Source organism: Streptomyces sp. NPDC047880 (assembly GCF_040706515.1).
Taxonomy (GTDB): Bacteria; Actinomycetota; Actinomycetes; order Streptomycetales; family Streptomycetaceae; genus Streptomyces.
In genome coordinates this window covers 251,866-277,008 of the sequence record NZ_JBEZOK010000001.1, presented here as the reverse complement: position 1 = coordinate 277,008, position 25,143 = coordinate 251,866, and the positions used below count along the sequence as shown (strand labels likewise).

Below are 25,143 nucleotides of genomic sequence, written 5' to 3'. Positions count from 1 at the left end.
TTAACCGGCGATCACTTTGAGTGAAGCTAGTTAACTAGATTAGAGCTAGTGGACTAGATTTTCCATATGTCTGAGCAGCCGCCCTACCTCCGCATCGCCGACGAACTCCGGCGGCGGATCGCGGAGCACATGTGGGAGCCGGGGGACCGCCTGCCGTCGCGCGCTCAGATCGGCCAGGAGTGCGGCGTGGGCGAGAACGTGGTCCGTCGGGCGCAAGAACTGCTGATCTCGCAGGGCGTGCTGGAAGGCCGCGCCGGATCGGGGACCTACGTCGCCGAGCCCCGGCAACGGGTACGTATCGTCCGGTCGTCCGCGCGCGAGCAGCCCGAGAAGTCGCCGTTCCGTGCGGATATGAAGGCCCTGGGCAAGCAAGGCGACTGGGAGAGCAGGACCGACGCCAAAGTGCCGGCCCCGGCCGACATCGCCGCCCGACTCGGAATCGCCGAGGGTGACCTGTGCGTCCGAACCAAGTACGAGTTCCTCGCCGACGGCAGGCCGGTGCAGCTGTCGACGAGTTGGGAGCCGTACGACCTCACCGCGGGCACGCTCGTCGTTCTTCCTGAGGGAGGCCCGCACGCCGGGGCCGGTGTCGTGAACCGGATGGCCGCGATCGGCGTCACTGTGAGCCACGCCGTGGAGCAGCCCGAGCCACGACAGGCGACCGCCGAAGAGGCCTCACTTCTGGGCATCCAGAAGGCCGCGCTCGTCACGCACATCCGGCGGACGTACTACAGCGACGACGGGCGCCCCGTCGAGACAGCGGACATCGTCGTGCCCGCCGCTCACTGCGAGATCGTCTACGAGATCCCGATCAACCGATAGGCGCAAGCGCTCGGCTGCGACGCGACCATCCCCGGCGCGGTGAGCAGCCGAAGCCCGAAGGATCCTGAGTGTCTAACTGCGTGACAACGCCCACGAACAGCGGCGGACGACCGCGCACACCTGCGGACCATCGCAGCAGGTGAGAGGCGTACCGGCTCAAGGTCAGCCGCACACCCAAGTTGCTTCGGGACGAAGAGGTCGTGGGTTCAAATCCCGCCACCCCGACAGTGAAGTACCAGGTCAGGGGCCTGATCCAGTGAGTGGATCAGGCCCCTGAGTGCTTCCTGGAGATCGTTTGGGAGAAATCTGGGAGAAGATCTTGGTCGGGCTCTCCCAGGGGATGACCGCCGAGGCTGTGGTCAGTGCCACGGCTGAGGGCACCCGACCTGCGCGTTCGCGAATCCAGCTCCGTGGCTGACCAAGAACACCATGCCCAGCCGCCTCAACGGCCGTTAGGATCACGACACATGGCAGGCCATTACTCAGCGCGTCCTCACGACCACGCCCGCGCCCTCGCCCAGCGGGTGCGTGCGTTGCGGGAGGCCCGTGGGTGGACGCGTGAGCGGCTCGCGAAGGAAGCGGGCATCGCCGTCGGGACGCTGGCCCGTCTGGAGAGCGAGGGAGCAATTCAGCCAGGTTTCTTCACCGTCGGCGCGGTCGCTGAGGCTCTTGAGGTCTCCCTCGACGAACTCTTCCGGGAGACCAAGATCGCTCCCGGCCTTTGGTCCGCTGGGTACGAAGGCCGGGACATCGACTCGTTCGTCGCCTCGCTCCTCGACAGCCGTATTGATGTCGTGGCGGACGTACGACTCACGCCGATCAGCCGCAAGAAGGGCTTCAGCAAGACCCGCCTCGGGGAGGCGCTTGCCGAGGCCGGCATCGAGTACACGCACCTGCGTGGCCTGGGCAATCCCAAGGACAACCGGGCGCCGTTCTGGGACGGCCGACTCAATGTAGGCAGGGCCCGGTTCCGTGGCGTGCTGCGGTCTGAGGAGGCCCAGTCCGACCTCGATCGCCTCGCCGAGCACGCTCGGCAGTCCAGGGTCGCGGTGCTGTGCTTTGAGAAGGACGAAAGCCGTTGCCACCGGCAAGTCGTCCTGGAGACGGTCCGCAAACGGGCCTCCGTACCTGTAATTCCCCTGGCCTGACTTCAGCCCTCGCTCCTGCACGCGCCCTTGCCGATGGCGCATGCCTCTCCTCCAATCGGATCGGGAGATCGCTGGAGGGGGCACCCATGGGATCGGGGAATCGGCAGCGCGCACGGATCATGATCACGGTCAAGACATATCCCGAGCTTTCCAACAAGTACCGCGAGACCAGCTGTGTGGCGGGCATACGCCTGGATCAGGGGACACCTCAGCACGTGCGGCTCTTCCCTGTGCCTTTCCGGCTCCTCACCGAGGACGCCCAGTTCTCCAAGTACTCGATCATCGAGGTCGACGTCGAGCCGCACGGCCGGCGGGACTCACGGCCCGAAAGCCTGCGGCCGGACCTCGGCACGCTCGAGATCGTGGGCGCGGTTGCGGCGGGCGGAGACTGGAGGGAGCGGTACAAGTACGTCGAGCCTCTCGTCGCGCCGTCCTTGTGTGCCATCAAGAGGGACCAACAGGAGTACGGAACCTCGCTTGGCGTTTTCCGGCCCACTGATGTCAGCTTCCGGCTGACGGCGGCCGAGCGCTGGTCCGAATCCAAGGCGGCACTGGCAGGGCAACTGGACCTCCTGGAGCAAGACTTGGCCCCGCTTGAGTGGGTACCGCTGGAATTCCGCTACCGGTTCCGCTGCGCGGACGCTGGCTGCCCGAGGCATGACATGGCACTGAAGGACTGGGAGGCAGGTGCGTCGTACCGCAAGTTCCGGCGCAAGTACGGCGAGGACGCTGTACAGGAGAAGCTCCGGGATACCTGGCACGACCGCATCTTCTCCCCGGACCGTGCCGTCCACTTCTTCGTCGGCAACATCGCGGCTCACCCCAGGACCTTCATGCTGCTGGGCCTCTTCTACCCGAAGGCGAGTGTCGTCGAGTACGTCCAGGACAGCCTGTTCGGCGACTGAACCACGTGTCCTCACTACTCTCGCGACAGTTTGTTTGACGTCCAATGGCTGGTCTCCGTAGAGGTAATAGGCAGAGCACATGACCGAACGAACTACCTACCTCGACCCTGACCCCCGCGACTGGCGCTCCCGGAAAATCCGTGTCCGGCCCCACCGCTGGTACGCCACGGTCGAGCTCGACCGCGATGGGTACGTCGACACCGCGACCTCTCAAGGACACGACCCTGAGCTGCCCGCCGCCTACAGCGAAGCTGTCGCCAGGGCTCGAGACGCGTACATCGACCGCATCTGGTACGACGGCTACTCGGGCGACTTCTCGTGGGGGAACGGCCCGCGCTGGGTCACCCTGTTCGTTCCGTTCCCACACGTCGAGGCAACGGTCGAGGCGCTCCGCTCAGCGGAACTCGACCACGACTACAGCAGGTTCCACGCGCTCGCCGACTCGCTGGCGCTTCCCGTCGATGACTGGCTTGCTCCCGGCGAGCGAGAGCTGATCCGCGGCATCGATTTCGACCCGCCGCCTGGCGCGTTCCTGAGGTTCCTGCGGGGCAAGGCCCTGAAGTGCGGAGTACGCCTAAACGGTCGGGCGACCGCCGGGAGCGTGTGGATCCGCCCCACACTTTCTCCCTTCGAGAAGCAGATACGGGAGAAGTTTCCCGAGCGGTACCCCGGGTGGGTGGACCGCTGGACCGGCTACGTCGAGCCGGAGGATGCGTATTTCCGGCCCTGGGTGGGCGGCAGAGACCAGAACCTCAGTTACGGCGCGAAGCCCGTTCAGTTCCGCGCCGTGGAGACGCCGAACGGCGGGGACTGCCCCTGCGGCATGAACCTGCGGGACAACGGTAAAGAGCACACCACCCATCACGCAGCATGGGCATTCGGCATCCGAGCGCCCAAGAACCTGATGTGGTTGAGCAGCGTGGCTGTTGTGACGTCACAGTCACCTATCGCGTGGCGGAAGCTGGTCTACCAGGTGGCGCGAATGCCGCAGAAGGAGAACCACTACGACTTCAACACGTGGTCCCACCTTGATGAGCCTGAGGAGACCCCGGACAACGTACGGGCATACCTGTTGAAGTCAAACGACTACGTCATCGGTTACCTGGCCGCCAACGACGCCAGACAGCACGGCCACTGGGATCTGATCCAAGGGTCCCCGCCCAGCGACGAGGACGACACCACCCTGCGCCCGCGCATCATCCTGATCTGGGTGGCGGACGTCTATCGCCACCAGGGCGTCGGCGCCGCGCTCGTCCAGGCACTCGCGGACGACTTCGGATGCCACGTTGCCGATGTGTCCTGGTCAACGCCGATCAGTGACGCCGGCCAGCGCCTCGCACGCCGGCTCTCACCCGACGGCATCTGGTTCAGCTGACCTACAGGCAAGCTTACGCGCCGCCTGATCAGCGGACACCGGTCCGAACAGCGGCCGGTCCTGTGCCTCGTGCGGTGAAGCCCAGATCTTGAACGAGCCGGAGGCTAATGTTGTGCGTCTTACGTCGGCGCATGCGCGGCCCGGGAATTGTGGTTGCCACCGGGTGCATCCACCTCAGGGGCGATCACTGGCAGGGAGCAAGTGGAGCCGAGAAGCGCAGCCGCCGCAGGGAGAGACTTTCCCTATACGGCGGGGACGACCTGCTACATCGAAGTCCACGAGGACGGCAGAGTCACTCACGGGGACTCACGGGCTGTATGTGAGCGGGCCGTTGCGGGCACGTCCCGCCTGTTCGCCGTATGGCCTGGCCAGTGGTGGAGCGATCTCTTCCTGATCGACGACCTCGATGAGTACGCCAAGGCACATGGGATCAAGCACGATCGGGATCGCACCGGGCTCAGCGAGCACGTCCACGATGTGGCGTGGACCGAGGAGACGGCCTTCAGCACCAACCCTCGCAGCCCGTACATCAGCATCTGCCTCACGATGAAGTGCGGGTGGCGAGATCCGAAACTTGGACGCCTTCGCCAAGCAGATGCGGGAGCAGCAAGGTTGGAACGTCGCCACCAGCGTCGGCTGGGGCAGTAGTAGCGGCCCGGAGGGAACGACCTATTGACGTGGACAACTACACGGATATCTTCGACCAGTTGAGGGACAGCGCCCTTGCCCCGTCGGAGACCCGCACCCACATCGCACGCATCAGCAAGGAGCTCGAAGAGTGAGCACGCCCAGCACGACTGCCCCGCACGACGTCGATCTCGCGCACGCGCGGTGGCGGAAGAGCTCGTACAGCGGCGGTGCGAACGACTGCGTGGAGGTCGCGGAACTGGGCGGACACGCGGCAGTGCGCGACTCCAAGGACATCAGCCGTGGGCCGTTGCTCATCTCGAAGGCGGTGATGCGCGCGCTGGTCAGCGGGATCGCCAGCGGGGCAATCGGTGAGCATCGGGGCTGAGCAGAGAGCTGGGGCGTGAGGAGAGTCGTGACGGTCGTCGTGGGCTCAGGCGTCTCGGTCTCGCGACCGGCGTGGCGCTACCCGAGGCCGTACTGCGGAACGTCCTGCAAGATCCGGCCTCGCGTACCCGCACGGCCGTTCATCTCCCGTACGCGCGCTTCAAGCATGGTGTGATGATCTGACAGTTGATGGCCGTGCGAGCGTGGGGCGCTCGTTCGGGTCATGGCGCCGCAGCTGGCCCCTTGCTGGGATGCCCAGCCACTATCCGCGCGGCGATCTTCCTGCCGCAGGTTGCGCACGCGATCCGGGGCATCTTCACGTATGCGAGTGTGACGAGGCCCGAATGCCGCGTACAACAGACGGGGCGTCCGGGCAGACGACGCCTACTGGTCAAGGACGCCGGGGGCAGTGGCGACACGCGGACTGTCTCCTCGATCCTCGAGGTGCTGGGCATCGCTCCCTCCGGTCGGCGCCGAGTTGCCGGGGCCGTCTTCCCTCTCCCCCGTCGCGTCGCAGGAGCTGCCCCGACGGGTACTCACTTTGTTGTAGAGAAAGGCGCCTACGCCTACGACGGCACCGCCGACAATGGCGCCTTGCCCCCGTCCCAAGTTCCGGTAGAAGGCCCGTAGCGCAGCGGGCCCGCCCCGCTTCGCGGCTTCTTTGGTTAGCTCCGTATAGACGCTGGTCACGCTTTCCTCGCTTCGCTCAGCTACACCGGGAACAGGCCGATGATCGCAGCAACGCCCTTCGTCTGTAACGAAGTTTGGCAGCTCACTTGTATGCGCAGTCGCCGTCGAGGGCTGTCTCCTTGAACTTCGGGAGCACCTTGTCAACAGTCCCTCCGGGACCTCCCGCAGAGACCGTCACCGCCGGCGTCACCTTTTCAAGCTGATCGCGAGTTCGCCTCCACTGTTGGCCAGAGGCATCAGTGAACAGCAGGGAGTCCACGAACATCCCTTCGTCAGCAAGAGAGTACTGGTGTCCTTCCCTCTGGGGGGTCTTGCTGTCCGTTGCCTTCAGGGCAAGTTCGGAGCACGGCGGTAGCGTCAGCCCTTGGATGACGTAAACCGCAAGCTCATGCGATGGCGGCTTCGGCGGACGCTTGCCCGCGACGACAACACTTGCGCCAGTAGCGGCGTCAGGTGACCGGTTCGCGATGTGGAGTCCTCCGCCCTCTTTGCCGTAAGGGTCTGCCCACAGGGTTATTCGGGACACCTGCTCGCGGCTTTCCTGCTCCCGGTCCTCCTTGACCTGGTCGAGCTGCTGCCTGGAGACGACGGCGGCGTAGTAGGTGGCCACGCCGGTGAAGATGAGGCCGCCGATCGCGGCCACCGCCCCAATGCCCGTCCCGATCGTGGTCCACGGCAACCGCCGTAGACGTCGCAGTCCGCCCCGGACGGGTCCCGTTCGTTGGCGGACGCAGTGAGGCGACGGCCTGCGCTGTGCCAGGCGCACTCGCCCCCGGCGTTGCGGATCGTTGATCATCGGCCTGCATCGGCGGGCGGAGACCTGCAGTGTGATCACTGAGACGCCTCACAGGCTGACGACGACCAGGGCGGTGTCGTCTGTGACGCCTTCGGCGGGGATCAGGTCGTTCATCACAGCATCGGCGAGTGCTCCGGGGGTGGTGAGTTCCTTGTGGCGGATCAGGGCGTCGGTGAGTTGGCTGAGTCCGGTGTCGATGTCCTGGTGGCGGCGTTCGATGAGTCCGTCGGTGTAGAGCAGGAGGGTGCCGCCGTCGGTGAAGGCGGTGGTGGCTTCCGGCCGAGGACTGGACTCGAAGACGGCATCCAGCGGCGGATCGGTCGCCTGGTCCAACAACTCCACCGTGCCGTCGGTACGAAGAAGGACCGGAGGGGGGTGGCCGGCGCTGGAGTAGGTGATGAGGTGGCGGCTGAAGTCGATGAAGGCGGTCACCGCGGTGGTCGACTCGGCGCCGGTGACGCAATGCGCGTACCGGCCGAGGACCTCGAGGGCCTGTGCGGGGCCGGTGGCGACCAGGGAGGTGGCGGACAGGGCGCTGCGGAGCTGGCCCATGATGCCTGCGGCCTCCAGGCCGTGGCCGACGACATCGCCCACGGCCACGGCGATCTTGTCGCCGTCCTGAAGTTGGACCAGGTCGTACCAATCGCCACAGACATTGAGGGAGCCGACCGCGGGCCGGTAGCGGACGGCGAACCGGTGAGGGCCGATCGGGGGCGGAACGGGGAGCATGGCGCGCTGCAGGGAGAGGGCGACCTCACGCTCGCGGGCGTGAGCGCGACGCAGGCGCTCGTTGATTTCGTGCAGCTGCCGCATCCGGCTGAAGAGCTCGGCCTCGAGCTGGAGGGAGCCGTCCGGCCGGCTGGTGGCGCGCAGGAGGTCAGTGACTTCCTCGACGCGGTGGATCACCAGGGCGATCTGGCCGTCGGGCGCGAAGACGGGCGCGTTGACCACGCTCCAGTAGCGTTCCTCCCAATGGCCGGGGCGCTGCGCGGATTCCACGTCGTAGCGCTGCAGGTCCATGTCGATCTTGCGGTTGGCCAGGACCTCGCGCAGGGATGCCTCCAGGTGGCGGGCATCGGAGGCTGCCGGGTCCCGCGGGCTGCCGGGGAAGGCGTCGAAGAGGTAGCGGCCCACCACCTGGTCGCGGCTGCGTCCGGCCTGGCGCAGCCACGCGAGGTTGGCGTCGGCGAAGACCAGCTCGGGCGTCAGCAGAGCGACCGCGCCCGGCAGCGCTTGGAACACTGACGCGTAGTCGATAATCATGGATTCAGAATATGGACACATGGTGCGATTCACGCTTACCGGCATCCTCCTGATGGAGACCCGGGCCTTCCTCTGTCGGCGACAACCCGATCAAGAAGCCAAGGCCCTGGTTAATGGGGAGGTCCTCTGGCGCACCGCCCGCAACCTCCAGGCCAAGGTCCGGCTTGATGAGGGGCCGGCAGCCGACGAGTGATCTCCGCGGGGCCGTCTCTGGGCCGTCCGAGGCCGCTCAGCGGCGACCGGTGACGACTACTAACGACAGCTGTAGCAGGCGACAGCCGCGAGTGTCTGACTGCGTGACAACGCCGACGAACAACGACGGACGAGCGCGGACGTCTGCGGACCATCAGCGCAGGTGAACGGCACGCCCTACCAAGGCATGACGCCCACCGAAGTTGCTTCGGGACGAAGAGGTCGTGGGTTCAAATCCCGCCACGCCGACAGTGAATTACCAGGTCAGGGGCCTGATCCGCAGTGCGGGTCGGGCCCCTGAGTGGTTCCTGGAGATCGTAGGGAGCAGACCAGGAGAAGATCCTGGCCGGGCCTCCCAGCGCCGTCTGCCTTCTCCCCTTCGGTGAGGTGCCCAGCACCACTTGGGCTCTGCTGCCGCGTCGCCCGGGCCTAGCGTGGCGCAACGGTGCTCGTACAAATCACCAACCAGCGGGAAGGTACCCCTGCCCATGACTCTGCTCGCCGAACACAACGTCACCGCCATCCCCGGCCGCCGCGTACTGGAGGTCTACGACGCTGACGCCTGCCTCGGCGACGAAGCGGCTCTGGACGCTGCGGAGATACAGGTGGTGGCCGGTAACGGATACCACCTGTATCTCCTGAGCCTGCAACCGGACATGAGGGTCCGGATGACGATCCGCATCTGGGACACACCCCCCGCCCCGCCCGCCGAAGCCGAAGGCCACATCGACGTCAGCCTCGAATCCGAAACAGGCATCCTGGTCATCGGCCAGCTCGATCGCGGACCCGCCGCCGAGATCACCCTGCCCCGCCCCGGCGTCTACGAGGGCCACGCCTGGTGGCAGGGACGCCGGGCAGCAGCCGACTACTACAACACCACCCTCGGCCGGCTCACCGACGGCTCCCCGGAAGGCCGGCTCACCGAAGCCTGGGACAACTGCCCCGTCGCCGAGCGCTACGTCCTCGATCTCGCCTGCATCGGCGAACCCGAACCCGTCGATGAGGACGACCTCTGAACAAGCCGAGCCGAGCCGCTGTCTGAACACTGACGGGATGTCACCCGATGCTTTTGCGGACGGGGCCGATGCGGGTGGCGGAGCGGAAGCGGCGATGGGGAGTCGCGAGGACGGGCCGGTTCGGGCACCGTCGAACCAAGAGACCTCGTTTTCCCCGCGTACTCCGGCACGCTCCGCAACGAGGCAGGCCGGAACGCGTGGCCACCGCGTTGACACGGGCCGTCGCCGGACGTTGACTGGCGACACGGCGCCGGGCCATGCCACTCCCGCACCCACGGGCGAGGCATGCCACCCACCCACCCGCCTCGCCCGGGCTCCGCGGGAACCCACCCAACGGGCAGCAGCGAGGAACACGGCGCAGACGACGAAGGGCAGGGTCACGGAAGATCTCGGCCTGGTCATCCGCAACAGACGACTGCAACGCCGAGGCAGGATCGACCGGGTCTCCGGAAGCCTGAAACAGGCCGTCGAGAAGACCACGAGCGCCTTCGGGCGGAACGGAAGCGGCACTCGATGATGTACGACCAGACACGCGCCCAGCAGCCCGCGGGCCAGAACCCGGGCCCCGCCGAACGCCGTGCCCCGGGCCCGGAGCCGCTGCTCCCGTCGACCGAAAGGGACAAGATCGTCCAGCGCCTCCGGCACGCCCTCAACACCTTCGCCGACACTCCGCGTGAGGCGCTGGAAGAGGCCGAGAGCGCCTACGACGAAGCCACCGCCCAGCTCGTGAACGCCCTCGCGGAACGGCGGCGTCTCCTGCGTGCCGGGTGGCAGGACCAGGCCCCCGAAGCACAGTCCGACGAAGTCCGGCACGCGCTGAGGCAGTACCGGGAGATCACCCAGCGGCTGCTCCAGCTTTAGGCGGCCGCATGCTCCGCGCCGCGGCGGAGCGCGGAGTAGTGTGGACAGCACCGAGGGTATTTCGCACACCGGCTTCCACACCGGGTCGTTCTCGGCGAAAGATGAAACCCGGGCCGCCGCAGAGGTGGCCCGGAGACGGGTCCGCATCATGTCGGCGACCTTGTACCCAACCCTGCCGCACCCCGAGCCCGTCGCAGCCCGGGCCGCGCGTCTCGCGCTGAAGACCGACGGCACCTCCCGCGGACTCCTGGACGGGGCCTGGTGGCCCCGTTCCCGTGATCTGCCGAGCGAACTTCCGGCGCTCACCGACGTGTTGGATCCCTTGTGGGGCCGCATCACCCGTATCGCCGTCAACCCGAAGCACTGGCCGGTCATCCCCCGCAAGGTTCCCGTGGGCGGCCACATCGTCAAGGTCGGCTGGTTCACCCCGGAGATCGACCCGCACACGCTGCTGCTGCTCTCCTACGGCACCGGCCGCTGGGATCTCCTGGTCGTCCCGCCCGAGACCGGGGCGGAGTCGGCGGCCCGGCTGATGGCTGCCGCGTCCGACTGCGACGGCCCGCCGCTGACCGCGAGCGCGCTCGTCGCCGCGGAGGAGGCCCGGCACGGCGTCCTGGCCGCTGACCAGCCACTGGACCCGGACGAGGCATGGGAGTACGAGGGCGGCGCCTCCGCGGTGTCCGCCGCCGTTCCCGGAGAGACCGGTCCGCCCGGCCGACTGATCAACGGTATGTGAGGTGGCCGCCATGAGCGCCTTCCTGACAGCCGCAGCCTTCGTGGTCCTCATCGCGGCGGCGGCGTACGTGATCCACCGGCTCAACCTCCAGCACGCCGACAGAATCGCCGTGTACCGGTACGGCTCCCCCTTGCCCGGCCGCCGCGGCCGGGGTTCGCCTCAGCCCCCGGTGGGACCGGACCGGTCCGTGTCGCCGGCCGCCGGCGAACGACGGGACCACCGCGACGGGGGCCGAGGCCGCTTCCCGCCGCGCCGCCGCCGTAGCCGTACCACTCACCACCGGTGATGAGCCGGTTTCCCCACCGGCCGCGCGTACACCCGGGCCGTGGACCGCGTGAGGAGTGGCCGGGACCATGAACCGAGACATCTGAACCGAGGCGTCATGACTCTTCCGCAGCTGAACATCTACCGGCACGACCGGGGCAGGCGGGCACTGATCACCCTGGCCGGTGAGATCGACCCGGCCACCGCGCCCCAGGTGCGCGCCGCTCTGGAGCGGTGCCTGACCGACGGCATCACCACCATCGACGTAGATCTGACCACCGTCGACCGCTGCGACAGCGGCGGCCTGCGCGTCTTCCTCGACGCGTCACGGCACGCCGCCGACAGCCACGCGTCCCTGCGGCTGCATTACCCGTCCCCGCAGACCGCGCGGCTGCTCGCTGACATGGGCTCCGATTCTCTGCTCCTGTGATGACTCCGGGAGAGGTGGCGCACAGCGGGACGGAGAGCGGGCGAACAGTCCAAGACCGACAAGCCCCGGCAGCACCCGGTTCGATGAACTGCCGTGTGCCGGGCGTGACAGGGCTCGCGTACCGCGCGGCACTTCGTGCGGGGCGGGATTCAGGCGCAGCAGTCGCAGCCGGGGCTGCATCCGCACGGGTCGCCCGCCGCCGTGTCGGCTGTCGGGGCCGCCGCGGTGGAGGGCGCACAGCAGCCTCTGCCCTGCCACGCGTCGCGGCCTTCCTTGGCGGCGATGGCCGCGATGAGGAGGGCGGCGAGGGGATCGGCCCAGGACCAGCCGAGCGTGGCGTTGAGGACCAGTCCGGCCAGGAGCACGGCCGAGAGGTACGTGCACAGCAGGGTTTGCTTCGAGTCCGCGACCGCGCTCGCCGAGCCGAGTTCACGGCCCGCCCGGCGCTGGGCGGCGGACAGGAACGGCATGACCGCCAGGGAGAGCGCCGCGAGCACGATGCCCGGAACGGAGGGCTCGGCCGCACCGGTGCCGGTGAGGGTGCGGACGGCGTCGACGGCGACATAGGCGGCGAGCGCGAAGAACGACAGCGCGATGATCCGCAGGGTGGTCGTCTCGCGTGCCTCGCGGACGGCGTGGTCGGCGGCGGAGAACTGCCAGGCGACCGCCGCGGCCGAGGAGACCTCGATGACGGAGTCCAGCCCGAAGCCGATCAGCGCGGTGGACGAGGCGAGAGTGCCGGCGGTCAGGGCGACGACTGCCTCGACGACGTTGTAGGTGATCGTCGCGGCCACGAGCAGCCGTATCCGGCGCGTGAGCGCGTCCCGGCGGGCCGGGGACGGGCCGAGGGATGTCGCGGTCATCAGCAGCACCCCTTTGCGTCCGCCTCGGCACATGTCCGGTCCGTCTCGACGGCGATGACGGCGGTGCGCAGGTCGTCCAGTGCGTGACCGAGGCGTTCGTCGGCGAGCTCATAGCGGGTGCGGCGTCCGACGGGGACCGTGACGACCAGGCCGCAGTCGCGGAGGCAGGCCAGGTGGTTGGAGAGGCGGGTGCGGGAGATGCCGAGCAGGCCGGCGAGATCGGCGGGGTGGGCGGGGGCGTCCCGCAGGGCGAGCAGGATGCGGCAGCGGATCGGGTCGGCGAGCGCACGGCCGAACCGGACCAGCACGTCGATGTCGGGGGCAGCAGTCATGAGCACCTCGCGACAGTACACCGAATCCTGAATTCAGCATTCCATGGATCCAGCCTGGTGCAGTCGCGTTCTGGTCGTCTTGCGTCGTCTCCTTTCGGCTTCACGCGCCGGGGCCGGCCGGCAGGGCCAGCAGGCGGCGCAGGCGAGGCGTGGCGACGGCCAGTGCTGTGCCCACCGACAGGACGAAACCGCCCAGCAGCAGGAAGTACACCGTCGGGGACAGCACCGTGGTCAGGCGGAAGAGCTGGCCTCCTGCCACCACTCCGACCGCTCCGAACAGGCCGTTCACCGCGAGGAGGCGGCTGGTGCTGCCGGGGGGCGCCACCGTGGCGGCCAGGGCCAGGCCCGCGGGGGCCAGTGCGACCTCGCCGCAGGAGTAGAGGAGGTAGACCAGCAGCAGCCACTGGGGGCCGACCGGGCCGTGTTCGGCGAGTGCGGCCGCCATCGCCATCAGGAGGAAGCTGACGCCCGCTGTGATCAGCGCGCCCGCGAACTTGACCGGTACGTCCACCCGCGGGGCCCGGATCCAGAGCCGGGCGAAGAGAGGGGCGACCAGCAGGACGAAGAGCGGGTGCACGGACTGGAACCAGCTGGCGGGGACCTCGAAGCCCAGGACGTCCCGGTCGGTGTGGCGCTCGGCGAAGAGGCTGAGCACCGAACCGCTCTGCGCGAAGATCATCCAGAAGGCGGCCGAGGCCGCCATCAGCACCGTGAAGCCGGCGAGGCGGCGCTTGTGGAGCGTGCCTCCCGCATGGGTCCGGCGCAGCGAGCGCAGGTACCAGAACGGGAGGGTGACCGTGGTGAGGCCGAGGACGGCGAGCACCGCGGGGAGCGGGAGCAGCCCGCACGCCACCGGCACCACCACGAGCGCGCCCACCACCCCCGTGGCCCACGCCGCGCGCCGGAGCATCGCAGTGGCCTCGGTGCGCGGCACGGGATGCGGCGGGCGCGCGCCCACGTCCCCGTACCGGCGCAGGCCGAGGGCGAACTGGATCAGCCCCGCCGTCATGCCGAGGGCGGCCGCCGCGAAGCCGAGGTGCCAGGCGACGCGCTCGGCCAGCAGTCCGGTCACGACGGGGGCGATGAGCGCGCTGACCTGGATGCACATGTAGAAGAGCGAGAAGGCCGCCTCGCGGCGGCCCTTCCCGTCCCCGCTGACGCCCGCGACCATGGCCGCCATGGCCGGTTTGACCAGGCCCGTCCCCGCGACGACCAGCAGCAGACCGGCGTAGAGCGAGCCGGTCACGGGCAGCGCGAGCACCGCGTGGCCACAGGTGATCAGCACACCGCCGAGCAGCACGGCCCGGCGCGCGCCCAGTACCCGGTCGGCGAGCCATCCACCGGGCAGCCCGGCCATGAAGCTGAGGGACATGTACGCCGCGAAGATCGCGGTGGCCGACTGCGGCGCCATGCCCATGCCGCCGCGGGCCTCGGAGGCGGTCAGGTAGAGGACCAGGATCGCCGCCATGCCGAAGAAGCTGAACCGCTCCCACAGGTCGACCGCGAGCAGCGTGCCGAATCCGGGTCTGCCCCCACCCGCTCGCAGTGGTGCGGCGGGCGGGGCGGCCGGTGCGGAGTCCTGCGGGGTGAGGGAGGTGTCCACCCCCGGTCACCCGGCCGGTTTGAGCGCCACTCCGGCCAGCATCGCGAGCGCCGGGTCGGGGGTCTCGGCCGGTTCGGGGCGCCACAGCGGGGCACGCACCACGCCGGGCTCCAGCAGCTCGAAGTCCTCGAACAGCGCCGTGAATTCCCGGTTGTCGCGCCAGATCACCCGGCTCACCGCGCCCCGGTACTGCTCGGCCGCCTCCGGTGCCGTCCTCGGGACCTCCTCCGCGCCGGCGTGGGAGATGACCAGGGCGCTGCCGGGTGCCAGCCGCTCGGTGTACTGGCGCACCAGGGCGAGCGGATCGTCGTCGTCCGGGACGAAGTGCAGTACGGCGGCGAGGATCAGCGCGACCGGCCGGTCGAAGTCGATCAGCCGGCGGGTGTCCTCCGCGTCGAGGATCTCCCGGGACTTGTACAGGTCGCCCTGGAAGACGGCCGCTCGCGGTTCGCCGGCGAGCAGGGCCCGGCCGTGCGCGACGGCCACCGGGTCGATGTCGACGTAGACGACCTTGCTCTCCGGGTGTGCGGCGAGGGCGACGTCGTGCACGTTGCCCTCGGCGGGAATGCCGGAGCCGATGTCGAGGAACTGCCGTATGCCGAGCGCGGACAGCTCGCGTACCGCGCGGCGCAGGAAGGCGCGGTTGGCCCTGAGAGTGGCCGGGAGGTCCGGGTTGCCGGCCGCGACCTTGCGGGCGAGTTCGCGGTCCACGGGGAAGTTGTGGGTGCCGCCGATCCAGTGGTCGTAGACCCGGGCGATGCTCGGGGTGTCGATGTCGACCTCCGGCGGGGCCCAGGAGGGGCGTTGGGTGTCCTGACGTTCCACGGGTGTGTCCTCCAAGGGGGGCGGGGCGGGATCGGCTGTCACGCCGTGAACACCGGGAGTTCCTCGAGGCCGCGCATCATGAGGCTGCTGCGCCAGCGCAGTTCGTCCGCGTCCACGGCGAGCCGCAGCCCGGGCAGGCGCGTGAACAGGCGGCTGAGGACGATCTGTCCTTCCAGCCGGGCGAGCGGGGCGCCCAGGCAGTGGTGGATGCCGTGGCCGAAGGCGACCGAGGCGGTGTGGGAGCGGGTGATGTCCAGGCGGTCGGGGTCGGGGTAGCGGGCCGGGTCCCGGCCCGCGGCGCCGAGCGAGATGGTCACGAACTCGCCCTCGGGGATGGTGACCGAACCGACCTCGACGGGCTCGGTGGTGAACCGCCAGGTGGCGTTGGTGACCGGCCCGTCGTAGCGGAGGAACTCCTCGACGGCTGCGGGCCACAGCGACTCGTCCGCCACGAGCTGTCCCCGCACCTCGGGATGGGTGAGCAGGGCCAGGGTGCCGTTGCCGATGAGGTTGACCGTGGTCTCGTGGCCGGCCACCAGCAGCAGGAACGCCATGGAGATCAGTTCGTCCGGCGAGAGCTGGTCGCCGGCGTCCTGGGCGTGCACGAGGTCGGTGAGCATGTCGTCGGCCGGCTCGGCCCGCTTCGCCTCGACGAGTGCCTTCAGGTACGCGATCATCGACGCGCTGGCCTCGCTCACCTCGTCGGTGCCGGCGCCGGAGACGAGCAGGTTGGACCAGCGGCGGAAGGCGGCCCGGTCGTCCGGGGGGACGCCGAGCAGCCAGCAGATGACCGTGAACGGCACCGGGAAGGCCAGTGCCTCCATGAGGTCCAGCCGCTCGTGCCGGGCCATGGCGTCCAGCAGTTCGTCGGTGAGCCCGGTGATGCGCGGCCGCAGCGACTCGACCCGGCGGGCGGTGAAGGCCCGGCCGACGAGCCGGCGCAGCCGGGTGTGGTCCGGCGGGTCGCTGTCCAGCATGTGCACGCTGAGGACGTGCGGGAACTGGCTGCGCTCCCCCGATTCCGCGAGGAACCGGCGCTGTTTCTCGGGGTCGGTGAAGTTGCGCGGGATGAGGTCCCGGCCGACCCGCATGTCCTTGCTCAGGCGGGGGTCGGCGAGCAGGGCCCGGGCGTGCTCGTAGCCGGTGACCAGCCAGGTGCGCAGGCCGTTGGGTGTCGTCACGGGTACCGCGGGCGCGGTCTTTCGCAGGCCGGCCAGCGCCTCGTGCGGGTTCTGGTGGAAGGCGGGGGTGAACAGGTCGGTGGGCGGGCCGGCCGGTGGGGCCGTGTGCCGGGCGTCGGTGCGGGCCATGCTCAGACTCCTTCCTTCTCCTTGGCGCCGGCGGGGGCTGCGGGGGTGGCGGCCCGGCCTCCCGCCGGCCGGCCGTCGGCGACGGGGGTGGCGGCCCGGTCCCCCGCGTACGCGGCGAGCTCCCGGTAGATCTCGAAGGGCCGGTCGCGGCCGGTGTCGCGCAGCGGGCGCAGCGGGGCGGTCTGGTCCTTGTGGGCGGGGCCGCTCTCCCAGGCGGTGAACGCCTCCCAGTCCGACCAGCGGCTGACCACGACGTAGGAGCGCGGGTCGCCGAGGGCGTGCAGCAGTTTGTTGCCGAGCAGGCCGGCGGTGCCCGCCATCCGGCGGCTGGCCTCGTGGTAGGCGGGCAGGACCCGGTCCGGGTCGTCGCTCACGTGGTAGAGCACGACCTCGACGGCGCCGCCGGTCACGAGGCGGCGCCGGACAGGGCGGCGACGACGTGCATGGTCGTCATGGAGCCGCCGCTGCGGTACGGGTGCAGTTTCTGACGGTGTTCCAGATGCCGGTCGCTGGTCTCGAACGCACGGAACAGCGGCTCGTTCACCCAGTCGCTGACGATGTAGTAGACGCCCTCCTCCTCGGCGCTGCGGGACAGCCACTGGCCGAGGTTGGCGGGGTGGCTGGTGACGGAGTCGCCGACCTCCAGCCACACCTTCTCGAACTCGTCCTCCATGCCGGGCTTGATCTGCATGCGCAGCGTGACCCGGAAGACCTTCTCGGTGGGTTCGGGCATGTCAGATGCCCCCGTCGACGTTGAGGGTCTCGCCGGTGATGTAGGCGGCGGCGTCGGAGAGCAGGAACAGGACCGGTCCGGCGAGTTCCTCGACGGTGCCGAGGCGGGCCAGCGCGGTCTTCTGCGCGTAGGTGGCGCGCAGTCCCGCCGCGCGGTCGGCGGGCATGGCGGCGAAGGCCTCGGTCTCGATGACACCGGGGGCGACCACGTTGACGCGGATGCCCTTGGGGCCGAGTTCCTTGGCGAGTGAGCGGGTCAGTCCGATCATGGCGGCCTTGGCGGCGGTGTAGTGGGCGCGCAGCGGTATGCCCGCGGCGGCGCCGCGCGAGCCGATGTTGACCACCGAGGAGCCGGCGCCGAGCATCGGCAGCGCCTGCTGGATGATCCGGTAGGCGGCGGTGAGGTTGGTGTCGAGGATCCGCGACCACTCGTCGGCGGGCAGCTCCGCGAACGGGATGTGGCTGATCACGCCCGCGTTGTTGACGATGCCGTCGAGCCGTCCGTAGCGGTCCTTGGCCTCGCCGACGAGTCGGTCGACCTCGGCAGTGTCGCCGACGTCCGCGCGGATCACGTGGTGGTCGCCGGCGGTCTCCTTCAGTGCGGCGGTCAGGCTGTCGACGGCCTCGCTCTCCTGCCGGTAGCAGGTGAGGACGTCGGCGCCGGCCCGGGCCGCGGCGAGGACGATGCCCCGGCCGATGCCGCGGGTGCCGCCGGTGATGAGCAGTTTCCTGCCGTGCAGTGCGAGTTCCACTGGGATTCCCTCCATGGCTGGGACGCGGCTCAGACGCAGCCGTCGACGTGGATGTTCTGGCCGGTGACGTAGCCGGCGTGGTCGCTGACGAGGAACAGCACGGCCTGGGCGATGTCGTCGACGGTGCCGAGCCGGCCGAGCGCGGTGAAGGAGGCGAAGGTGGCGCGCTGCCGCTCGGCCTCCTCGGCGGGCAGTTCGTCGAGCGCCTCGGTGGCGATGCGGCCGGGTGAGACGGTGTTGACGCGGATGCCGCGCGGTCCGAGCTCCCGGGCCAGCGAACGGGTCATGCCGACCAGGGCGGACTTGACGGCGGTGTAGTGGACGCCGCCGGTCATGCCGATGAAGGCGACCGTGGAGCCGATGTTGATCACCGACGCGCCGGCCGGCAGCAGCGGCAGGGTGCGCCGGGTGACCAGGTGGGTGGCGGTCAGGTTGCCCTGGAGGGTGGCGGCCCACTCGGCGGGTGAGAGGTCGGCGTAGGGCCGGGGGCGGAAGGTGCCGGCGTTGTTGACGACGGCGTCCAGTCCGCCGAGGCTCGCCTCGCACGCGGTGACCAGCCGGTCCACGTCCGTCTCGTCCGCGGCGTCGGCCCGCAGCACCTGGTGCTTGCCGGGGGTGCCGGCGAGTTCCTCCTCCAGGGTGGCGACGGCGTCGCCGGGGGTGCGGTAGCAGGTGACGACGTCGGCCCCCGCCCGGGCGGCGGCGAGGACGATGCCCCGGCCGATGCCGCGGCTGCCGCCGGTGACCAGGACGCGTTTGCCCTGGAGCGCGCGGCCGGCCCGGGCGGCGGTCTCCACCTTGGCCTTGATCAGCCGCATCTGGACGGCGGTGTTGCGGTTGAGCCTGGCGGTCATCCCGGCGTCGTCGATGGGGGCGTCGGGCTTCATCGCGAAGTCCTGGATCCAGCGCATCCGTACGCCGCCGGGCACCTCCTCGTACTCCCAGCGGATCTTCATGTACGCGAAGGGACCGGTCTCGACGCGGCGGGCCTCGACGGTGCGGGTGGCGGGGTCGGGGGTGCGCTCGGAGACCCAGCTCCAGACCGTGCCGTTCTCGTCCGGGTGCAGGGCGAGGCGGAAGGTGACGGTGTCGCCGTCCCGGCCGAGGATCTCGGCGGAGGCGTACTCGCTGAACAGCCGCGGCCAGGCGGCCACGTCGTTGGTCATCGTCCACACCAGGTCCATCGGTGCGTCGACGACGATCGCGTTGTCGGTGTGTCCTGCCATCAGACGCGGGCCTCCGTGAGCCGGGCGCGGACGTAGGCGAGGGCCTCGCGCGGGGTCTGGGTGTGCGCCAGGTCGCCGTCGGGGATCTGGATGCCGTACTCGCGCTCGATGCGGTTGACGAGTTCCAGCAGGGCCAGCGAGTCGTAGCCGAGGTCGGCGAAGGCGGTGTCGGCGAAGTGCTCGCCGTCCAGGTCGGTCTGCTCGTCGACGCCGCCGCTGGCCCGGAGGATGCGGCGTACGTCGTCCAGGGTGAATTCCGGCATGGGAAGCCTTTCGTGGGTCGGGTGTGGGCTGAGGGTGCGCCGGGGCCGGTCGGCTGCCGGTGAGTCGGTCACCTCCTGCGGGCGTCGCGGTCGCCGGAGCCCACCACCAGCGCGGAGGTGAAGCCGCCGTGCCCGCGGGCCAGGACGAGGGCGGTGCGCGGGTCGGTCTGGCGGGGGCGGTCGAGGACGAGGTCGATCTCGCAGCCGGGGGCCGGGCGGCCGAGCCCCGCGGTGTGCGGGACGACTCCGGCGTTCAGGGCGAGCAGGGCGGTCGCCACGTCCAGTGCGGCGCCGCCCGCGTAGAGGCGCCCGGTGAGGGTCTTCGGCGCGGTCACCGGCACCCCGCCGGGGCCGAACACCTCGGTGAGGGCGCGGGCTTCGGCGAGGTCCTCGGCGGGCGTGCCGGAGGCGTCGGCGAAGACCATGTCGACTTCGCCCGGCGCGAGCCCGGCGTCGGCGAGGGCCCGCCGGATCACCGACACCAGCACGGAGCGGCGGGCGGTGGGGCGACTCGGTGCCGAAGGCCGCGCGGCAGTTCCGTCCGCCACGGGCAGCCGCGTGGCGTCGTGCGCCGTGGCGGACCGCGTGGCGTCGTCCGTCACCGGCAGCCGTGTCGTGCCGTCCGCGGTGGGGTCGAAGCCGGCCGCGTAGCCCAGGAGTTCGCCGTACGCCGGGACCCCGCGGGCGTGTGCCGCCTCGGCGCTCTCGACGACGAGCATGGCGCCGCCCTCGCCCGGGACGAAACCGGAGGCGGCCGCGTCGAAGGGCAGGTAGGCGCGGGCCGGGTCGTCCTCGGTGGACAGCCGGCCGGTGGACAGCTGCGCCACCAGGCCGTACGGGCACAAAGAGGCGTCGGTGCCGCCGCTGAGCACCAGCCGGGAGCCGGTGTCGAGCAGCCGCCGCGACTGGCCGAGGGCGTCGAGGCCGCCGGCCTGTTCGCCGCAGATGACCCCGCAGGGGCCGCGCATGCCGTGCCGGATGGAGACCTGGCCGGTGGTGGCCGCGTAGAACCAGGCGATGGACTGGTAGGCGCCGACCCAGGAGGAACCCTTCTGGTAGAGGTTCTCCATCTCGTGCTGGCCGAACTCGGTGCCGCCCGAGGAGCTGGCGGTCACCACCGCCATCTCGTACTCCGGCAGGGTCGCCGGGTCGGCGGCTGCGTCCGCGAGGGCGTCCTCGGCGGCGGCCAGCGCGAAGTGGGTGAAGCGGTCGGTCTGCGGGACGAGCCGTCCCGGCACCTGTTCACCGGCGCGGAACCCGGGGACCTCGCCCGCCACCCGGACGGGATAGCCGGTCGGGTCGAAGCGGGTGATCCGGCCCAGGCCGCTCTTGCCCGAGACCACCGACTCCCAGTGCCGGGCGGCGCCGATCCCGGTGGGCGCGACCACGCCCAGCCCGGTGACCACGGACCGGCCGCGCCGGCCGGGGCGTATGCCGGAGGCGCTCATGCCGCCTCCCCGTGCGCGCGGGCGGGCCGGCCGAGGACCATCGCCGTCTGGAAGCCGCCGAAGCCGCTGCCCACGCTGAGCACCCGGTCCATGCGGTGCTCGCGGGCCGTCACCGGCACGTAGTCGAGGTCGCACTCGGGATCGGGCGTGGACAGGTTGGCCGTCGGCGGGACGACCTGGTGGCGCAGGGCGAGAGCGCAGGCGGCGATCTCCAGGGAGCCGATGGCGCCGAGCGAGTGCCCGATCATCGACTTGATGGAACTGACCGGCACCTCGCGGGCGCGCTGTCCGAGACTGCGTTTGAACGCGGCGGTCTCGTGCCGGTCGTTCTGCTTGGTGCCGGAGCCGTGCGCGTTGATGTAGTCGATGCCGTCCGGGTCGAGCCGCGCCCGGTCCAGGGCCACCCGGACGGCCTCGGCCATCTCCCGGCCGTCGGGCTTGAGTCCGGTCATGTGGAAGGCGTTGCTGCGGCCGGCGAAGCCCAGGACCTCGGCGTACACGGTGGCGCCGCGGCGCCTGGCCGACTCCAGCTCCTCGATCACCATGACGGCGGAGCCCTCGCCCAGGACGAAGCCGTCACGGCGTCCGTCGAAGGGCCGGGAGGCGTGTTCCGGGTCGTCGTTGTTGGCGGTGGTGGCCTTGATGGCGTCGAAGCAGGCGGAGGTGATCGGCGACAGCGGGGCGTCGGTGGCGCCGGCGAGCACGATGTCGGCCGTGCCCTCCTCGATCAGCTGGACGCCGTGGCCGATGGCGTCCAGGCCCGAGGTGCAGCCGGTGGAGATCAGCGCGACCGGCCCCTCGGCACCCGCCTGGCGGGCCACCTCGACGGCGAGGGTGCTGGGCACCATGTAGCCGTACAGGTGGGGGACGCCGTAGCTGTGGTCGACGAGCCAGTCGCGGCCGCCGTCGGAGAGGACGGCGTACTCCTCCTCCAGGCCCATGGTGCAGCCGACGGCACTGCCGATGCTGACGCCGATGCGTTCGGGGTCGGCACCGGGCAGTTCGATCCCGCTGTCGGCGACGGCCTCACGGGCGGCGACGACCGCGAACTGGCCCGCCCGGTCCATCCGCCGGATCTCCTGGGGAGTGAGCCCCGCGGCGAGCGGGTCGAAGTCGCATTCAGCGGCGACCTGTGAGCGAAAGCCCGCCGGGTCGAACAGGCTGATGCGGCGGGTGGCGGTGCGTCCGGCGGTGAGCAGGTCCCAGTAGGCGTCCCGCCCGATCCCGCCGGGCGCGACGGCTCCCACGCCGGTGATCACCGCGCGTCGGGGTCCGGACGTCATCGGGCCGCTCCCACGTCGGGGTTGCCCGCGGACGCGTCGAGCGGCTGTTCGGTGTCGACGTGGCCCAGTTCGGGGCGGGGCGCGAGCGGGGAGAGGTGGAAGACCGCCTCGGCCGGTACGGACCCGGTGTTCACCAGGCGGTGGCGGACCCCGATGGGCACCAGCAGCGAGTCGCCGGGGCCCAGGGCGACCGGGGTGCCGCCGTCCAGCGTCATCTCCAGCCGGCCCTGCACGACGTGCAGGAACTCCTCGGAGTACGGGTGGAGGTGCTCGGTGACGTGATGGCCGGGGGCCAGCCGCAGCACCCCGCCGAAGCCCGACGTGCAGCCCACCGTCTTGGGGCTGAGGGTGACGCGGATGTCGCCGCCGCGCTTGGTGTTGGCGGCGACCTCCTGCGCGGAGACCTTGGTGGAGACGGGGGCGCTCATCGGGCACCGCCCAGGTTCGCCGCACGCGGGGTGCTGGTCTGCGGGCCCTCCTGGGGCGTCCAGGAGTAGAAGGGGACGGCCATGGCGTCCTTGGGCTCGCGCCAGTCGGGGTCGTAGGGCGAGATGAACTGGCCGAGCCGGGTGTTGATCTCCTCGTAGAGCGGGTGGCTGCGCGCCTTGTACAGGTTCGGCGCGATGTCCTGGTCGGCCTCCACCAGGTGGAAGTACAGGTTGTGGAACGCGAACAGGGTCCGCCTCGACACCCCCACCAGATGCGGCAGTTCGGTGCTGTCCGAATCGGCGAAGACCTGCGCGACGCCCTCGGCGTCGGCGAGGTCCATCCTCGCCACGATCAGCGTTCGGTGCACGATGTCCTCCCGGCTTGTCGGTGCTGTGTTCACCCTGGTCGGCGGGGGTCGAGACGCTCTCGAAGGCGCCTGGAGAACCGCTGACGCGCCACGGGCCGGCCGTACACAGCACGACGGCCCGCCGCACCCGGGGGTGCGGCGGGCCGTGAGGGGGGCTGTTACCGGCGGACGTCGGCCTTCATCAGGGTGACGCCGGTGCCGCCGACGACACCGGCGCCGACCATGCGGCCGTGCGGTACGTCGCCCGCGGGCGCGCCCCGTGACAACAGGATCAGGGCCTGCCGGATGAGCCGCGGCACGGAGTACAGCAGCCGGGCGTCCGGAGTCAGGTGCTCCTGCACGAGGTGGACGTCGACGAGGTATTCGAGGAGTGTCTCGGCGTCCCCGATGCCGGGGCGCAGCCGGGTCACCACCTCGTCGAGGCTCCACCGGGGGCGCTCGCGTTGGAGCAGCAGATGCAGCAACTCCCGTGACGGTGCGGGCAGGTGCCGGTGGCTGGCGGCCACCGTGGTCATCAGCGACTGGGTGCCGTCGGGGAGTTCGAGCAGCATCCGGGGATTGCCGCGCAGCCGCAGCGCCAGCCGGGCCGCCGACCAGCCGGGCCGTGCGGTGAGCCGGCCGGCCACCGCCCTGATCGCCAGGGGCAGCCCCTCGCACAGTCCCGTCAGCTCCTGCACCGCCGTGGGGTCCTCCTGCCGGGAGCGTTCCCCGGCGACCCGGTCGTAGAGCTGGAGGGACTCCTCCGGCGACAGGGCGGGCAGGACGATCTTGCGGCCGGTGGACAGGCTGTGCGCCCGGTACCGGTTGGTGGCGATCACCGCGCAACCGGATCCGCCGGGCAGGACGGCGCGGATCTGGGAGGCGGTGAGCGCGTCGTCGACCACGACGAGCACCCTGCGGTCGGCGGTCCAGGTGCGGAAGAGCCTGCTGAGCTCGTCGAGTCCGCTGGGCTGTTTCTCGCGCTGGACGCCGCAGGCGGTGAGGCAGGCCGACAGCACGTCGGCGAGCTGCTGGGCGCCCTCGCCGACGGCGGACAGGTCGATGAAGAGCTGCCCGTCCGGGAAGCGCGGGCGCAGCCGGTGCGCGGCACGCACGGCGAAGGCGCTCTTCCCGACACCGGGCGGGCCGTGCACCTCCACCACCCGCATACCGGTGCTGGGCCGGTCCGCGCCGAGGAAGGTCTCCAGCTGGTCGAGTTCGCGTTCCCGGCCGACGAAGTCACCGGTGTCGGCGGGCAGTTGGGCCGGCCCGGGCCCGAGCCGGCGTCCGCCTGGCGCGGACTCGGTCTTGGCCGGGGCCGGCCCCCTGAGATGGCCGCGGTCGGCGAGCACCTCCTGGTGGAGGCGCTGGAGCTGCGCGGAGGGCTCCAGCCCGAGTTCCTCGACGAGATGGCTGCGCAGGGTGCGGAAGGTGTTCAGGGCGTCCGGGCGGCGGCCGCAGCGGTGCAGGGCCCGCATCAGCTGCCCGGCGAACGCCTCGTGGGTGGGGTGGGCGCGGAAGGCCTCGGACAGTTCGTCCAGGACGGCGTGGTGACGGCCGAGTTCGAGCTCCAGGGAGAAACGTTGCTCCTGGACGCTCTTACGGCGTTCCTCCAGCTGGGTCGACCAGGCCGAGAGCCGGCGTCCGGTACTGACGTCGACCAGGGCTCCGCCGTGCCACAGGGAAAGGGCCGCCTTGAGGGTGAGGGCCGCCTCCTCCTCCCTCGCGCCGGTGCGCAGTTGCGCCATGCCCTGTTCGGTGAGCTGGTCGAACCGGTAGGCGTCCACCGACTGCTTGTCGTCCAGCCTCAGTTCGTAACCGCCCACCCTGGTGAGGATGGCGGGGCAGCCGTGCGGCGGGCGGGAACTGAAGGCCGCGCCGTGCTGTCCGGTCGCCAGAAGCAGTCTGCGGCGCAGTTGATAAATGTAGGTTTGCAAGGTGGTCAGCGCGCTGAGCGGCGGGTGGTCCTCCCACAGTTCCTCGCACAGCTGGTCCACGCTGACCAGCGAGTTGGCATTGAGCACCAGCAGGGCCAGCACCTGACGCAGCTTGGGGGCCGACGGTGTGACGTCCTCCCCGTTCCTGCGTATTCGCATGGAGCCCAGCAGACCGATCTCTATCACTGCATTCCCCCTGAGTGAGCCGCCTGTGTGGGGGGCGGCCATCGGCTTTTCACCTTCCTGCGTCACTCATTCTTCAGCGAAGCACCGAACACCCGA

General features: G+C 70.3%; 28 protein-coding genes and 2 pseudogenes. 11 read left to right on the top strand and 19 right to left on the bottom strand.

The window, feature by feature from the left end:
- Positions 1–66 precede the first annotated feature (66 nt).
- From AB0937_RS01395 to AB0937_RS01380, 4 genes are all read left to right on the top strand, one after another.
- A complete protein-coding gene (locus tag AB0937_RS01395; protein WP_366708899.1) occupies positions 67–822 on the top strand; it encodes a GntR family transcriptional regulator in 756 nt (251 codons plus the stop codon).
- A gap of 467 nt (positions 823–1,289) precedes the next feature.
- A complete protein-coding gene (locus AB0937_RS01390) occupies positions 1,290–1,970 on the top strand; it encodes a DUF488 family protein (RefSeq protein ID WP_366708898.1) in 681 nt (226 codons plus the stop codon).
- A gap of 119 nt (positions 1,971–2,089) precedes the next feature.
- Positions 2,090–2,875 carry a hypothetical protein gene (locus tag AB0937_RS01385; protein ID WP_366708897.1) on the top strand — a complete coding sequence of 262 codons (786 nt, stop codon included), beginning with the start codon at positions 2,090–2,092 and terminating at the stop codon, positions 2,873–2,875.
- A 79-nt stretch (positions 2,876–2,954) separates the two neighbouring features.
- On the top strand, positions 2,955–4,250 hold the full coding sequence (locus tag AB0937_RS01380) for a GNAT family N-acetyltransferase (protein WP_366708896.1): 1,296 nt from the start codon (positions 2,955–2,957) through the stop codon (positions 4,248–4,250).
- A gap of 306 nt (positions 4,251–4,556) precedes the next feature.
- Here the strand turns inward: AB0937_RS01380 and AB0937_RS01375 are convergent, their stop codons facing one another.
- Positions 4,557–4,724: a hypothetical protein gene (locus AB0937_RS01375; RefSeq protein ID WP_366708895.1), complete on the bottom strand. Its 168-nt coding sequence runs from the start codon at positions 4,722–4,724 to the stop codon at positions 4,557–4,559.
- Positions 4,725–5,028: 304 nt separating this feature from the next.
- On the opposite strand from AB0937_RS01375, the gene AB0937_RS01370 reads away from it, so the two are divergent.
- The gene (locus AB0937_RS01370; RefSeq protein WP_366708894.1) at positions 5,029–5,265 is read left to right on the top strand and encodes a DUF397 domain-containing protein; all 237 of its coding nucleotides are present in this window, start codon (positions 5,029–5,031) and stop codon (positions 5,263–5,265) included.
- Positions 5,266–6,036: 771 nt separating this feature from the next.
- On the opposite strand, the gene AB0937_RS01365 is transcribed toward AB0937_RS01370, so the two are convergent.
- A complete protein-coding gene (locus tag AB0937_RS01365; RefSeq protein WP_366708893.1) occupies positions 6,037–6,597 on the bottom strand; it encodes a hypothetical protein in 561 nt (186 codons plus the stop codon).
- A gap of 201 nt (positions 6,598–6,798) precedes the next feature.
- A complete protein-coding gene (locus AB0937_RS01360; RefSeq protein WP_366708892.1) occupies positions 6,799–8,013 on the bottom strand; it encodes a SpoIIE family protein phosphatase in 1,215 nt (404 codons plus the stop codon).
- A 19-nt stretch (positions 8,014–8,032) separates the two neighbouring features.
- Between AB0937_RS01360 and AB0937_RS01355 the strand changes: the two genes are divergently transcribed.
- The 6 genes from AB0937_RS01355 (at position 8,033) to AB0937_RS01330 (ending at position 11,512) form a co-directional block, all read left to right on the top strand.
- A complete protein-coding gene (locus AB0937_RS01355) occupies positions 8,033–8,206 on the top strand; it encodes a hypothetical protein (RefSeq protein WP_366708891.1) in 174 nt (57 codons plus the stop codon).
- 487 nt (positions 8,207–8,693) lie between these two features.
- Positions 8,694–9,221: a hypothetical protein gene (locus AB0937_RS01350; RefSeq protein ID WP_366708890.1), complete on the top strand. Its 528-nt coding sequence runs from the start codon at positions 8,694–8,696 to the stop codon at positions 9,219–9,221.
- Between the two features lie 513 nt (positions 9,222–9,734).
- Positions 9,735–10,082: a hypothetical protein gene (locus AB0937_RS01345; protein ID WP_366708889.1), complete on the top strand. Its 348-nt coding sequence runs from the start codon at positions 9,735–9,737 to the stop codon at positions 10,080–10,082.
- A 40-nt stretch (positions 10,083–10,122) separates the two neighbouring features.
- Positions 10,123–10,818, top strand: a complete 696-nt coding sequence (locus AB0937_RS01340; protein ID WP_366708888.1) for a DUF5994 family protein — start codon at positions 10,123–10,125, stop codon at positions 10,816–10,818.
- Between the two features lie 10 nt (positions 10,819–10,828).
- Positions 10,829–11,104 carry a hypothetical protein gene (locus AB0937_RS01335; RefSeq protein WP_366708887.1) on the top strand — a complete coding sequence of 92 codons (276 nt, stop codon included), beginning with the start codon at positions 10,829–10,831 and terminating at the stop codon, positions 11,102–11,104.
- A 96-nt stretch (positions 11,105–11,200) separates the two neighbouring features.
- Entirely contained in the window at positions 11,201–11,512 is a 312-nt protein-coding gene (locus AB0937_RS01330; protein WP_366708886.1) for an STAS domain-containing protein, read from the top strand.
- A 149-nt stretch (positions 11,513–11,661) separates the two neighbouring features.
- Here the strand turns inward: AB0937_RS01330 and AB0937_RS01325 are convergent, their stop codons facing one another.
- The 16 genes and pseudogenes from AB0937_RS01325 to AB0937_RS01250 all read right to left on the bottom strand — a co-directional run bounded on the left by AB0937_RS01325 (position 11,662) and on the right by AB0937_RS01250 (position 25,047).
- A complete protein-coding gene (locus tag AB0937_RS01325; protein WP_366708885.1) occupies positions 11,662–12,375 on the bottom strand; it encodes a cation transporter in 714 nt (237 codons plus the stop codon).
- The gene (locus tag AB0937_RS01320; RefSeq protein WP_366708884.1) at positions 12,375–12,707 is read right to left on the bottom strand and encodes a metalloregulator ArsR/SmtB family transcription factor; all 333 of its coding nucleotides are present in this window, start codon (positions 12,705–12,707) and stop codon (positions 12,375–12,377) included. Before AB0937_RS01320 ends, AB0937_RS01325 begins: the two co-directional genes overlap by 1 nt.
- A 100-nt stretch (positions 12,708–12,807) precedes the next feature.
- Positions 12,808–14,310, bottom strand: a complete 1,503-nt coding sequence (locus tag AB0937_RS01315) for an oligopeptide:H+ symporter (protein WP_366708883.1) — start codon at positions 14,308–14,310, stop codon at positions 12,808–12,810.
- Positions 14,311–14,316: 6 nt separating this feature from the next.
- Positions 14,317–15,135: an SAM-dependent methyltransferase gene (locus AB0937_RS01310; protein WP_366708882.1), complete on the bottom strand. Its 819-nt coding sequence runs from the start codon at positions 15,133–15,135 to the stop codon at positions 14,317–14,319.
- A gap of 38 nt (positions 15,136–15,173) precedes the next feature.
- Positions 15,174–16,445, bottom strand: a complete 1,272-nt coding sequence (locus AB0937_RS01305; protein ID WP_366708881.1) for a cytochrome P450 — start codon at positions 16,443–16,445, stop codon at positions 15,174–15,176.
- A 2-nt stretch (positions 16,446–16,447) separates the two neighbouring features.
- Entirely contained in the window at positions 16,448–16,855 is a 408-nt protein-coding gene (locus AB0937_RS01300; RefSeq protein WP_366708880.1) for an antibiotic biosynthesis monooxygenase family protein, read from the bottom strand.
- Positions 16,852–17,178: an antibiotic biosynthesis monooxygenase family protein gene (locus AB0937_RS01295; protein WP_366708879.1), complete on the bottom strand. Its 327-nt coding sequence runs from the start codon at positions 17,176–17,178 to the stop codon at positions 16,852–16,854. The genes AB0937_RS01300 and AB0937_RS01295 overlap by 4 nt, the downstream gene beginning before the upstream one ends.
- Position 17,179: 1 nt before the next feature.
- Entirely contained in the window at positions 17,180–17,929 is a 750-nt protein-coding gene (locus tag AB0937_RS01290; RefSeq protein WP_366708878.1) for an SDR family NAD(P)-dependent oxidoreductase, read from the bottom strand.
- Between the two features lie 29 nt (positions 17,930–17,958).
- Positions 17,959–18,675, bottom strand: a pseudogene (locus tag AB0937_RS01285) (SDR family NAD(P)-dependent oxidoreductase); the annotation flags it as partial.
- A 33-nt stretch (positions 18,676–18,708) separates the two neighbouring features.
- A pseudogene (locus AB0937_RS01280) lies at positions 18,709–19,155 on the bottom strand (SRPBCC family protein); the annotation flags it as partial.
- Positions 19,155–19,418, bottom strand: a complete 264-nt coding sequence (locus tag AB0937_RS01275; protein WP_361113142.1) for an acyl carrier protein — start codon at positions 19,416–19,418, stop codon at positions 19,155–19,157. The pseudogene AB0937_RS01280 and the gene AB0937_RS01275, both read right to left, overlap by 1 nt.
- Before the next feature lie 68 nt (positions 19,419–19,486).
- The gene (locus tag AB0937_RS01270; RefSeq protein WP_366708877.1) at positions 19,487–20,866 is read right to left on the bottom strand and encodes a ketosynthase chain-length factor; all 1,380 of its coding nucleotides are present in this window, start codon (positions 20,864–20,866) and stop codon (positions 19,487–19,489) included.
- The gene (locus tag AB0937_RS01265; RefSeq protein WP_366708876.1) at positions 20,863–22,149 is read right to left on the bottom strand and encodes a beta-ketoacyl-[acyl-carrier-protein] synthase family protein; all 1,287 of its coding nucleotides are present in this window, start codon (positions 22,147–22,149) and stop codon (positions 20,863–20,865) included. The genes AB0937_RS01270 and AB0937_RS01265 overlap by 4 nt, the downstream gene beginning before the upstream one ends.
- A complete protein-coding gene (locus AB0937_RS01260) occupies positions 22,146–22,577 on the bottom strand; it encodes a cupin domain-containing protein (RefSeq protein ID WP_366708875.1) in 432 nt (143 codons plus the stop codon). Before AB0937_RS01260 ends, AB0937_RS01265 begins: the two co-directional genes overlap by 4 nt.
- Positions 22,574–22,945, bottom strand: coding sequence for a TcmI family type II polyketide cyclase (locus AB0937_RS01255; RefSeq protein WP_366708874.1), 372 nt, complete (start codon positions 22,943–22,945; stop codon positions 22,574–22,576). Before AB0937_RS01255 ends, AB0937_RS01260 begins: the two co-directional genes overlap by 4 nt.
- 158 nt (positions 22,946–23,103) lie before the next feature.
- Complete coding sequence (locus AB0937_RS01250) at positions 23,104–25,047, bottom strand: BTAD domain-containing putative transcriptional regulator (RefSeq protein WP_366708873.1); 1,944 nt, start codon at positions 25,045–25,047, stop codon at positions 23,104–23,106.
- Positions 25,048–25,143: the final 96 nt, after the last annotated feature.

Excerpts from the sequence above, each read along its gene's own strand:
- AB0937_RS01275 (WP_361113142.1), bottom strand. The coding sequence starts at position 19,418 with ATGCCGGAATTCACCCTGGACGACGTACGCCGCATCCTCCGGGCCAGC.
- AB0937_RS01395 (WP_366708899.1), top strand. The coding sequence starts at position 67 with ATGTCTGAGCAGCCGCCCTACCTCCGCATCGCCGACGAACTCCGGCGG.
- AB0937_RS01360 (WP_366708892.1), bottom strand. The coding sequence starts at position 8,013 with ATGATTATCGACTACGCGTCAGTGTTCCAAGCGCTGCCGGGCGCGGTC.
- AB0937_RS01330 (WP_366708886.1), top strand. The coding sequence starts at position 11,201 with ATGACTCTTCCGCAGCTGAACATCTACCGGCACGACCGGGGCAGGCGG.
- AB0937_RS01335 (WP_366708887.1), top strand. The coding sequence starts at position 10,829 with ATGAGCGCCTTCCTGACAGCCGCAGCCTTCGTGGTCCTCATCGCGGCG.
- AB0937_RS01390 (WP_366708898.1), top strand. The coding sequence starts at position 1,290 with ATGGCAGGCCATTACTCAGCGCGTCCTCACGACCACGCCCGCGCCCTC.
- AB0937_RS01345 (WP_366708889.1), top strand. The coding sequence starts at position 9,735 with ATGATGTACGACCAGACACGCGCCCAGCAGCCCGCGGGCCAGAACCCG.
- AB0937_RS01295 (WP_366708879.1), bottom strand. The coding sequence starts at position 17,178 with ATGCCCGAACCCACCGAGAAGGTCTTCCGGGTCACGCTGCGCATGCAG.
- AB0937_RS01320 (WP_366708884.1), bottom strand. The coding sequence starts at position 12,707 with ATGACTGCTGCCCCCGACATCGACGTGCTGGTCCGGTTCGGCCGTGCG.
- AB0937_RS01305 (WP_366708881.1), bottom strand. The coding sequence starts at position 16,445 with ATGGCCCGCACCGACGCCCGGCACACGGCCCCACCGGCCGGCCCGCCC.
- AB0937_RS01265 (WP_366708876.1), bottom strand. The coding sequence starts at position 22,149 with ATGACGTCCGGACCCCGACGCGCGGTGATCACCGGCGTGGGAGCCGTC.
- AB0937_RS01325 (WP_366708885.1), bottom strand. The coding sequence starts at position 12,375 with ATGACCGCGACATCCCTCGGCCCGTCCCCGGCCCGCCGGGACGCGCTC.
- AB0937_RS01270 (WP_366708877.1), bottom strand. The coding sequence starts at position 20,866 with ATGAGCGCCTCCGGCATACGCCCCGGCCGGCGCGGCCGGTCCGTGGTC.
- AB0937_RS01260 (WP_366708875.1), bottom strand. The coding sequence starts at position 22,577 with ATGAGCGCCCCCGTCTCCACCAAGGTCTCCGCGCAGGAGGTCGCCGCC.
- AB0937_RS01355 (WP_366708891.1), top strand. The coding sequence starts at position 8,033 with ATGGTGCGATTCACGCTTACCGGCATCCTCCTGATGGAGACCCGGGCC.
- AB0937_RS01380 (WP_366708896.1), top strand. The coding sequence starts at position 2,955 with ATGACCGAACGAACTACCTACCTCGACCCTGACCCCCGCGACTGGCGC.
- AB0937_RS01385 (WP_366708897.1), top strand. The coding sequence starts at position 2,090 with ATGATCACGGTCAAGACATATCCCGAGCTTTCCAACAAGTACCGCGAG.
- AB0937_RS01350 (WP_366708890.1), top strand. The coding sequence starts at position 8,694 with ATGACTCTGCTCGCCGAACACAACGTCACCGCCATCCCCGGCCGCCGC.